12 protein-coding genes are annotated in these 10,184 nt (G+C 46.4%); 4 read left to right on the top strand and 8 right to left on the bottom strand.

The window, feature by feature from the left end:
• Nucleotides 1–294: 294 nt before the first annotated feature.
• Complete coding sequence (locus ACXAH1_RS21635) at nucleotides 295–768, top strand: RNA recognition motif domain-containing protein (RefSeq protein ID WP_253110606.1); 474 nt, start codon at nucleotides 295–297, stop codon at nucleotides 766–768.
• 140 nt (nucleotides 769–908) lie between these two features.
• Here ACXAH1_RS21635 and murI read toward each other — a convergent pair whose 3' ends face one another.
• Nucleotides 909–1,712 (bottom strand): glutamate racemase, encoded by an 804-nt coding sequence (gene murI / locus ACXAH1_RS21630; RefSeq protein WP_475199560.1) that lies wholly within the window; start codon nucleotides 1,710–1,712, stop codon nucleotides 909–911.
• Nucleotides 1,713–1,811: 99 nt separating this feature from the next.
• Nucleotides 1,812–2,924, bottom strand: coding sequence for a DUF5610 domain-containing protein (locus ACXAH1_RS21625; RefSeq protein WP_054017559.1), 1,113 nt, complete (start codon nucleotides 2,922–2,924; stop codon nucleotides 1,812–1,814).
• 159 nt (nucleotides 2,925–3,083) lie between these two features.
• Between ACXAH1_RS21625 and trmA the strand changes: the two genes are divergently transcribed.
• Nucleotides 3,084–4,181, top strand: a complete 1,098-nt coding sequence (trmA, locus tag ACXAH1_RS21620) for a tRNA (uridine(54)-C5)-methyltransferase TrmA (protein WP_475199558.1) — start codon at nucleotides 3,084–3,086, stop codon at nucleotides 4,179–4,181.
• Between the two features lie 58 nt (nucleotides 4,182–4,239).
• Here the strand turns inward: trmA and ACXAH1_RS21615 are convergent, their stop codons facing one another.
• From ACXAH1_RS21615 to ccoG, 4 genes are all read right to left on the bottom strand, one after another.
• The gene (locus tag ACXAH1_RS21615; protein ID WP_475199555.1) at nucleotides 4,240–4,875 is read right to left on the bottom strand and encodes a thiol:disulfide interchange protein DsbA/DsbL; all 636 of its coding nucleotides are present in this window, start codon (nucleotides 4,873–4,875) and stop codon (nucleotides 4,240–4,242) included.
• 12 nt (nucleotides 4,876–4,887) lie between these two features.
• Complete coding sequence (locus tag ACXAH1_RS21610; RefSeq protein ID WP_475199554.1) at nucleotides 4,888–5,511, bottom strand: thiol:disulfide interchange protein DsbA/DsbL; 624 nt, start codon at nucleotides 5,509–5,511, stop codon at nucleotides 4,888–4,890.
• A 19-nt stretch (nucleotides 5,512–5,530) separates the two neighbouring features.
• Entirely contained in the window at nucleotides 5,531–6,505 is a 975-nt protein-coding gene (locus ACXAH1_RS21605) for a serine/threonine protein kinase (protein ID WP_475199553.1), read from the bottom strand.
• A 113-nt stretch (nucleotides 6,506–6,618) separates the two neighbouring features.
• Entirely contained in the window at nucleotides 6,619–8,046 is a 1,428-nt protein-coding gene (gene ccoG, locus ACXAH1_RS21600; RefSeq protein WP_475199551.1) for a cytochrome c oxidase accessory protein CcoG, read from the bottom strand.
• Nucleotides 8,047–8,279: 233 nt separating this feature from the next.
• Here ccoG and ACXAH1_RS21595 point away from each other — a divergent pair, with 233 nt between their 5' ends.
• Nucleotides 8,280–8,636, top strand: coding sequence for a hypothetical protein (locus tag ACXAH1_RS21595; RefSeq protein WP_138551734.1), 357 nt, complete (start codon nucleotides 8,280–8,282; stop codon nucleotides 8,634–8,636).
• Entirely contained in the window at nucleotides 8,636–8,839 is a 204-nt protein-coding gene (locus ACXAH1_RS21590) for a hypothetical protein (RefSeq protein ID WP_475199550.1), read from the top strand. Before ACXAH1_RS21595 ends, ACXAH1_RS21590 begins: the two co-directional genes overlap by 1 nt.
• Before the next feature lie 5 nt (nucleotides 8,840–8,844).
• Here the strand turns inward: ACXAH1_RS21590 and ACXAH1_RS21585 are convergent, their stop codons facing one another.
• The gene (locus ACXAH1_RS21585) at nucleotides 8,845–9,420 is read right to left on the bottom strand and encodes a UPF0149 family protein (protein WP_475199549.1); all 576 of its coding nucleotides are present in this window, start codon (nucleotides 9,418–9,420) and stop codon (nucleotides 8,845–8,847) included.
• 3 nt (nucleotides 9,421–9,423) lie between these two features.
• Entirely contained in the window at nucleotides 9,424–10,182 is a 759-nt protein-coding gene (locus ACXAH1_RS21580; protein ID WP_475199545.1) for a type II secretion system protein N, read from the bottom strand.
• Nucleotides 10,183–10,184: the final 2 nt, after the last annotated feature.

Genomic DNA, 10,184 nt, shown 5'->3' with positions numbered 1-10,184 from the left:
AAGCTTTCCGTTTGGCTTTTCCTTCACTTGGCTCGTTGCTTTTCAGCGTTGTGCCCCGTGTCGGTGGATGCGCATTATAGGGAAATCGAAAAACGATGCAACCCCTTTTTTCATTTTTTTGGATCTTTTTGATCATTTATCTTTAAACCCTCAATACTGACGGTAAATCCATCAAGAAGGTGCAATCTTTTCAACAGGTTCTATATTTAATTATTGCGATATTTGATTAAGTCGTTAATATAGCAACCTTTCTTGTTAAATTAATGTGTATTCAACGTTTTTTGGTAGATCCTTATGAATATTCTCGATCGTAAGACACTGTTTACTGTACTTCTCCTGGCAATATTGAGTTATGCGCTTGGCCATTTTGTACTGCTAAACAGTCAAATTGATCCCGCCTTATTGTTGGCGCTAGGTATCATCATCGGAGGCATAGCATCAGCTTTTGCTTCCTCAACAGGAAATACGGGCAGTGACGTCAGTGGAACAGTAGAAACAACCACACTGTATGTCGGTAATTTACCTTACAGAGCAAATGAACAGGTCGTCAGAGATTTGTTTGAAGAAAAAGGGCAAGTGTTTTCGGTTCGTTTGCTTAAAGATAAGAACACAGGTAAACGCCGCGGGTTCGGATTTGTTGAAATGCCACAGCCCGATGCACTAAGGGCCATCAACGAGCTCAATGAATCTGAGTTTCAGCAACGCACGTTAAAAGTCAGAGAAGCGAAACAAAAACAAGAATCGCTGACTACTAACGATCAGGACTGATCTTTAATTTGATAACAGCTCGTTGTACACACAAACAGGGGTGGTGCCAATCTGGTTACCACCCCTTTTTTATTACCGCACTTATTTGTTGATCTTGGATCAGAGTTTGCGCAAATGCATCTTACCAACAAATGCTTCAGTTATTCATGATCAAGATTGATCAGTTTGATTTCAGGCCGCTCAACCGGATGTGCCTGTTGTGCCGTTGCATACCAGTTCATTGTCCCTTGTTTCATTGCTGAGCAATGAGCCTGACCCGTATCTTCCTTAACAACACTATCTTGTGCAAGTAAGGTACACACCCGCCTAGCAATTGCAGCCCCTGAATCAATCAGAGCTACCGACTCTGGGATAGACTCACTCAGGGGTTTGCCAATGATAGGAAAGTGCGTGCAACCAAGTACCAGATGATCTAACTCAGGTGAGAAGTTAAGCTGGTTGATCTCAGCGACAAGCTGTTTCCGATCAATGTCACCGGACCAGTAAAACTGCTCGGCCAGTTCAACCAGCTTAGTCGACTGATAAAGGTCAACCCGGCATTCATTGGCAAATTGCTGGATCAACTGCTGCGTATAGATATTCCGAGAGGTTGCTGGAGTCGCCAGTAAACCAATGTGCTTTGCGCGACTGGCTGATGCCGCGGGCTTAATCGCAGGAACTACTCCGACAATCGGAATAGAGGTTAATTGGCGAGTTGCTCCCAACGCATAGGTTGAGGCGGTATTGCATGCAATCACGATAATATCGACAGAGCGCAGGTCACGGTCAATCCACTTGATGAGCGCAGCCAAACGCTGCTGGATCGTCTGCTGGGATTGCAAGCCATAAGGCAGCAGCTGATTATCCATCACATAACTGTAGTCGGCATGAGGCAAAGCGTTACGAATGTGCGTAAGCACACTGGTTCCGCCAATACCAGAATCAAAGACAAGAATATGTGGCACATGCGCTCCTTAATTACAGTTCGCGCGCAGTGTGCCACGGTCAGGGTTTAAAATAAATACTTACGTCAAATCCTAAACTGAGAGAAATTGAGCTCCCTTTTATACTTGCTGATCTTGCTTATCAGCCTGACGAGATTCAAGTGCACTAAAGAACCCTTGAGCATAATCAAGAAACTCATTCAGACGCGCCTGGCCTTCGTTTATCCAGGCCATGATATCCGGCAACTGAGCTTCTATGCCCAGTCCTTTCGCTTCATCATGGATCCCTTCAAGACGTTGATCCAATGGCTGCAGTGCTTTTTCCAGATCTTTCATAGGATTACTCTGTTGATACTGGGCAATCGCAGCGGAAGTTTTGGTCTGGCGCAGATCCATAGTGAAATTGACGATTTGCTCACTGTTAATTCCCAGTTCCTGCACTTTGGCAAACGCATCATCATAGTCACCGGCGAAAAAGGTATCGCTCACATCGCGGATGTCTTTCATCATGTCATTAATCGCAGCCTGCTCATCTTCGTTGAGGTCGCCATTCACACTGATGGAAAAATTAAGCTCATGACTGCTTTGCTCACCATACGCAAACCCTTCGCCGTCGCCATTACGTGCATAGCTTGCCGCTTTCGACTGACTCATCGCATCACTGAAAGAAATCACCACTTCGTCGCCTTCAGCTGTGGTGAAGGCATACTCAGCTTGATTAGATAAACTGGCAAACTGTGCAGCACTCACTGATACTTGCTGTGGTTTAGGATCAAACAGTTCCTTTTCAAACTCATCTAACCCTTTAAAAATCCCTTCGCGGGACTTTTCTATGCCTTCCTCAATTTCATCATTAAACAGGCCTGTGCCTTTTAAATCTTCAGACGCTTCATCAATTCCCATCTGCACGCCTTTGCGTGCTTGATCAAGCATACTTTTAAGTGTGTCGTCGTCTTCTCCGGCGGCCTTGGCTTTTTTCACCGCCCCCTGGACAAACCCCAGCACATTTTTGACAATTTCTTCAAAATCAAACAGGGGCTTGTCTTTTTCTTCTTTTTTCTCAATGCCCAGTGCTTGTGCGAGTTTATCATCGAGGATCTTTGCCGCTGCCTGAGATTTGTTTCCGTGGTAACTATCCGTATTAATTGACATATTAGGGATAAGCGATTTGGCTTTACCCGCGTTATGCTGCATCGCCGGATTCAACAGCTGATTCAACTGTCCGATTTTCATGTCTGCTCTCCGCTTTACTTGATAGTTGGTTATCGGCCAAAACGCCTTAAGCTTAAGTCTATTGTACAATAAAAGAGCAAAATATTTTGCTCTTTGCTGGACAAATCGAAAGTGCATCCTAAAATAGCGCCTCTTTGCATTAACTATGGTGGTTTTAATATGGCGGTGATCACGATTGACACTTCGACCTACGAGCAACAGTTGACAGAAAAACAACAGCGGATCAGTGCGCAATTTGCCCGCTTCGATGCGCCGCAACTGGAAGTGTACGACTCCCCAAAAAGCCACTATCGCCAGCGTTGCGAATTCCGCGTCTGGCATGATGGAGACGATCTGTTCCACATCATGTTCGATCAACAGACCAAAGCAAAGATCCGAGTCGATCAGTTCGATCCGGGCGCCCCTTTGGTCAATGAAATGATGCAGGTAATGATGGATAAGCTGCGCCACAACGACATCCTGCGCCGCAAGTTATTCCAGATCGATTATCTGACAACACTCAGTGGTGAAGTGCTGATCAGCCTGCTTTATCACAAAGCACTGGACGACGCCTGGCAAGAGGCTATGCAGGCTTTACGTCATGAGCTACAACAAAGCTATAAAGTCGACTTTATCGGTCGTGCCAGAAAACAAAAAGTGGTGTTTGGCGATGACTTTGTGACAGAGCAGCTTACAGTCAATGGCAAGCTGTACACCTACCAGCAGGTTGAAAATAGCTTTACTCAGCCTAACGCGGCAGTGAATGAAAAAATGTTGGCCTGGGCACAAGATCTCTGTACGCCGCTGCAAAATGATTTGCTGGAGCTGTACTGTGGTAATGGTAACTTTTCCATTGCCCTGGCCGGGCAATTTAACCGAGTACTCGCCACAGAGATCTCTAAATCGTCTGTTCATTCGGCACAATACAATATTGCAGCCAATAAGGTGGATAACCTGGATATCATTCGTATGTCGAGTGAAGAATTTACGGCGGCCATGAAGGGCGAAAAGCAGTTCTCACGCCTCAAAGGCATAGACCTGCAAAGTTACAACTGCCAGACCATTTTAGTCGATCCACCTCGCGCAGGCATGGATGAGCTCACCTGTAACTTGGTCAGCCAATACGACAACATCATTTATATTTCCTGTAACCCGGATACGCTGGAACGCGATCTGGAATTACTATGCGACACGCACCAGATCTCACGCATCGCCATTTTCGATCAGTTCCCCTATACCCACCATGTGGAGTCGGGCGTCTTTCTGACCAGAAAATAAAGTGAATTTTAGGCATAAAAAAACCCGCGTTCATCGCGGGTTTTTTTCATCTTAAAGATTAGGATTTTTTCGCCAGATAGTTGATCAGAGCGGCAATATCGTCCGGTGAAGTCACGCCAGATTCACGCGACAAGATCAGCTTGTATTTGCCGTTGACAATAAAAGTCGGTACACCCGTCAGCGCGCCTCTGTCTTGCATCTGCTCTTGTGAACGCTTCATTTTCTTCGCTTTAGTGCGTACAGAGAAGCTCTTGTACAGTTTATCAAATTTCTCCGCAGACACGCCCTGAGCTACAAACAAGTCTTTAATGTCAGCAACCTCGTTGAACTTACCACGCTTGCCGTGCAAATGGGCAAACATCGCCGCAACGATCTTATCTTTTTGCGGTAATACAGACGCTGTCGCCAATGCATTACTCATCATCTGCTGGATATCAGGGTCACGTACACCGACAAAGTCAACGTGGCTTTTTTTGAATTTCACGTCGCCGTCGAGTTTTGGTTTGAACTCACCAATTAAGGATTCAAAGTTGTTACAGGCCGGACAATAAAACGAGAAGTACTCGGTTACTTCAGGCTTTTTGGTGCCCCGCTCTGCGACAACCTCATAATGCTTACCTTCCTGGAAATTGGCAGCGCTTGCCATCAAAGGTAATAATAGCGCCAATGCTGCGGCGCAAATTGGTTTAAACATGGTCTGCTCCCATTATTTTTCTAGTAAGTGTTTAACCAGCTCATCCAGCTCAGCCTGACTGCTCAACTCTCTCAGGTTAATTTTGTATTTGTCATTCACAACAAAAGTCGGCACTCCTGTCAGTGCGCCAGCTTTGCTGAAAGTATTCTGCTTTTCAACCATGACTTTTTCCGCGCTAATAACTGGCATACTGGCCATCGCTGCATCAAACTGCTCGCCACTGATACCATTGGCTTCCAGCAGCTTTTTGATATCTTTTAGGTCTTTTAGCTGTACCTGCTGCACGTGAATGGTGTTGAAGATCTGATCGCTCACCTGTTGCGCTTTACCGTGGTGTTTAGCAATGATGTAGGCATAACTCAGGTAACTTTGCACTTCAGGTGACAGTCCACCCAGGAAATTAACATGGCTTTTTTCGAATACAGCACCCGCTGGCAGGCTTTTTTCTAGTGCTTTAGCTACCGGTTCAAACTGAAAGCAATGCGGGCAGTAAAAGGAAAAGAATTCAGTGACCTTGGCCGACTCACTCTTTGTCGTTGTTAATGTCTGGTAGTGTTTGCCATCCGTGAAATCGGCAGCCATTGCCAGCACAGGCATACACAACGCAATTAGCGCAACCTTAATCGATTTTAACATTACTATTCTCTCTAAATTTTTATGGATAAAGACTGATCGCCGCTTCATCCAGTGCGGCAAGTTGTTCTTTTAACGCCAGGATCTGTTGTTCCCAGTATTTGTCTGTTGCAAACCACGAAAAGTTCCGGGGAAACGCCGGATCATGCCAACGTTTGGCCAGCCACCCCATATAATGCACCATACGCATTGCTCTTAGCGGCTCAATTAACGCCAGTTCGCATGTATCGAACGAGGCAAACTCTTCGTAGCCGGATAACAGGGTATCAAGCTGCATGACCTGATTTTGCCTGTCACCACTTAACATCATCCAGAGATCCTGAACAGCGGGCCCCTGACGGCAATCATCAAGGTCCACAATCATTACCTGTTCCTGAGACCATAGAATATTGCCAGCATGACAATCACCATGCAAACGGATCTGCTGGAATGGTGTGAATTTTTCTTCAGCTTTGTTAATTACCTGATCAAGCACCGTGGTAAACGCCAGCCGCAATGTTTCAGGCAAACACTCAGACGCCAAAATGTCCTTGCGTGGTTGATGCAGGTAACCGACAACATTAATCGCGGGGCGGTGAACAAACTCACTTTGCTGTGCAACGCTGTGTAAACGACCAATGTAGCGCCCTAACATTTCCAGGTGATCCAGGTTATCCATTTCGAACTGGCGACCACCGACACTCGGAAATAAACAAAATCGATAGCCCTGATGCTCAAACAAACTTTGTCCGTCAACACGCTGCGGAGCGACAACGGGCACTTCGGCTTCTTGCAGAGCCAGTGTGAAATCGTGCTCTTCCTGGATCTGTTCTGACTGCCAACGCTCGGGCCGATAAAACTTGGCAACATAACGACGGTTATCATCAGCACGAAACTGATAAACCCGATTCTCATAGCTGTTGAGTGGCAGCAATCCGGATTCGGGATAGATACCTACACTTTCAACAGCATCGAGGATCAGATCGGGCGTTAAGTTCTGAAAACTGAAATCAGTCATAATTTTTACCTTTCACAGCCTTTCACCTCAATAGCGGTGGGCCAAGTAACAAAAAAGCGGGCTAACCCGCTTTTTATGAAGTAAATGAGTTACCCCATTGTACCCTATCTACGCTAACGACCCTTAAAAAAGTTCGTTGGCTGTGCGATGTACTCTTCAGGTTCGTCTTTCACTGTAATGACAAATTCAAATTCCGTCACCGGCAGCGTCAAATCGTACGGGTCGATCACAACCGATAAAGGCTGGTCGACGGTTGAGCCCGCCGCGATTTGAATTTCCTGTTTACCAATGATCGTGAAGTCAGACAAACCGCGAATGCTGATCAGGAAAGTCTGAGGCACCTGTGCCTTGTTGATCATCTTCAGTGTATAGGTGTTTTCAACCAGTCCCTCTACATTCACACGATAAAGCTGGTTTCTGTCCCGGATAATATCCAGATCCAGTGTTTTGCGCATCGCAACATTAGCAACCAGCGCACCACTGAGCACGATCAGGATCAGTAGATAGCCGATGAGCTTACCACGTACCGCTTTGGTTTTGTCGCTGCCACTTTCCAGGTTACGCTCAGTTGTATACGAGATAAGGCCTTTTGGATAGTTCATTTTATCCATCACGCCATCACACGCATCAATACAGGCACCACAGTTTATACACTCGTATTGCAGTCCATTGCGAATATCGATACCGGTCGGGCACACCTGCACACATAACTTACAGTCGATACAGTCCCCCAGCCCCAGCGCTTTGGGATCTTCCTTACGACCACGCGGACCGCGACTCTCACCACGCTCGGTGTCATAACTCACTGTAAACGTGTCTTTGTCAAACATAGCGGACTGAAAGCGTGAATAAGGACAAATATGCAGACACATGATCTCTCGCATCCAGCCGGCATTACCATAAGTACACAAAGTGAAGACCAGCACGCTCAATGCCGCATATCCTGAGGCCGAGAACATCAGCAGATCAGGCAGTAACTCTCGGATGGGCGTAAAATAGCCCACAAACGAAATGGCCGTATACAAGGAAAACAGCATCCAACTTAAATGCTTAGCTGATTTACGCCAGAATTTATCAAAGTCCATAGGCCGCTGATCAAGCTTTTTACGCTGATTGGCTGTGCCCTCTAATTTTTCTTCAAACCAGATAAAAATAAAGGTCCAGACCGTTTGCGGACAGGTATAACCGCACCACACCCTGCCATAGAAAGTAGTCACCAAAAACAAGGCGAAGGCCGCAATCATCAAAATAAAAGCCAGAATGGTTAAATCCTGAGGCCACAACGTCAGACCAAAAATGTTGAACTTTTGCTCAAAAATATCGAACAGCACCGCCTGCTCGCCATTGAAATTGATCCAGGGTAACAGCATGAAGGCCAACATGCCGATAAAACCAATCTGCTTCCTGAGCTTCTGATGCAACCCGGTGACAGCCCTGACATAAATGCGGTTGCGTGGGTTAAACCTGTCTGGTTGTAAATCGTCGGGTTTATGAATTTTGACGTCGACGGGGATATTCTTGACCTTAATTTGTTTGTCCATCACAGCTCCTTACGCGCCTGGGACAGGTACTTGCTACAGTGACCTCTATTTTATATGTGTAGTATATCAATCTGGATTAGATCTTGCTCATTTTAAAGGGAAAAGCCGACATAAAACAGCATTGCAACTAAACTAAGTAATAAAAAATTCCTAGCACTAAACTTGCTTTTATTTCCCTCATTTTATTACACTGGCGACATCTTTTAGCTGTTTAGATCAAAGTAGTTGCAGTTATGAAAAAGTACCTGATTTTAGTTGTGGTGATCCTGGCCCTGTTCACCATAGACCACCCGAGCATCAAAGAGCCACGCGAGCAAATGATCCAGTATGGTGTAGACCTGCTTGGGGATACCAGCAAAGCCCAGTACAGTATGGCAGCGAAACTGGCCCGCCAGCAGATCAATAAAGAGCTGACTTTGACAGAGTCTGAGCAGTCTTACATCATGTCTGCATTATCAACCAATGAGAAAATGAAGGTGTTTCACCTGAAGTTTTGTGAAGGCAATGAGCTGAATATGTATTTCTATGGTCCGAAGCTTCTGACAGTGTGTGAGATTGCAGCGAGTTCATTGAAACAGGCGGGTTTGTAATGGATTTTTCTCAACTCAACAAAGCCAGGGCTAAGTCTTTTAATGACCAAAAGGCCCTGTTGAAAAAATTAAGCAAAGGTCAGACTGTATTATGCTCACACTGCAATCAGCCTGTGTTGCTCGACCTGACCGGTGCTGAGGGGACTAAAGGCAGTGCCCATTGCGCGAAAGGCTGCACCCACATCGCTCTTGATTTGATGTAACTGAGTTACTCGTTATACAGGCCGCTGGCCAGAGCGACTTGCTCTATCAGTGCGGCATACCCTTGCGCAAAGTCGTTAGCAAGGCTAAGTTGCTCAGCACAAAAGGCAGCCATATCATGCCCCCCTTGCTGACAAAATTGTGCAACTTGCTGCTCTTCGAGGCTGAAAAAAGCTAGCTGTTCAGTGGCCATTTGCAACGCCTGAATCAACTCTTGTGATATACCTGAGGCACTCATCAGGCGTTCATAATACTGCTGGCTGGCCAGTAAAAATCCCTGACTCCACTGCTGCTTTTCAGCCCACAGAGACTGTGCCTGCACAGGCAGAGAAAACTGGCCAGAAAAAACCTGCTCGCTAATATGGTGATGTAATGCTAAAAAAGCGAACACAGTATGCTCTTTTAACGCCTCATCATTCAGACTCACCTCACTCAGCCATTGTTCTGGCTCTATTCCATCTGGGCCACAAATCAGCGCAAACAGATAGCCTTCAACGCCACGCAGACTCATAGCTCCAGGGCGTTGCTCAAGATACTCGCTGAGCGCAGCCTGATGCTGCGCCTCGTAACTAAAGGTCATCATTGTTTATAAACTTACCGGGTAACGCCCTTCACTATCCGGACGTCCTAAGAACTTAACTGCGTCGTGGACTTCTTTAGGTAACGAAGCCTCTGGTTTGATATTGCCCGCAACGCGGAACTGCATGTTGGCAGCCAGGGTTGCATCAGCACGCAGCCCAAGGCGATTTTCCGGATCCACCGTCACGGCGATATCGCCAGACTTACAGGCCAATGTACCACTCATATCACCGATACTAAACCAACCCGTGAGGCCTTTGATATCAATATTCGGGCTACTGATCTCACCATTAAGCGCTTCACAATAAGGCTGTCCGGTATGGTATTCATCAATACTCAAAATCACACGACCTTTGGCATCCACGGGCAAAGGCAGTGTAACCTGCTGCATAGCCTGCTCAACACTAAAGCGCAGTATCGCATCATCCAGCTTAGCCGACTTATCCAACAGTGACATCGAGAAATTACTGTTGCCTGAGATTTCATCCAGTGTTCTGGGTGAGCCAAAGCGCACTTTACCCTGCACCTGGCCGGTCAGTAGTCCCCAACCATTAAGCTGCCAGGTAACGTCATTAAGCTGAACGTTTTCATAGCGCACTTCGCTGATCCGCCCTTCCCATACAGAGCCAGACACGGCGCCGACAGACAAAGCGCGTGGCAGCGATCCCTGTGACAATTGTAAAACGATACTGGCAGGCATAGTGATAGCGACAAACACGCTAAACGCCAGCAAAAAAACCAGTACCAGACTGATGATCTTTTTCATAC

It is taken from the genome of Pseudoalteromonas sp. AWH4_217 (assembly GCF_056161105.1).
The sequence above is the reverse complement of the archived record's forward strand: the minus strand, read 5'-3'. Positions and strand labels throughout refer to the sequence as shown.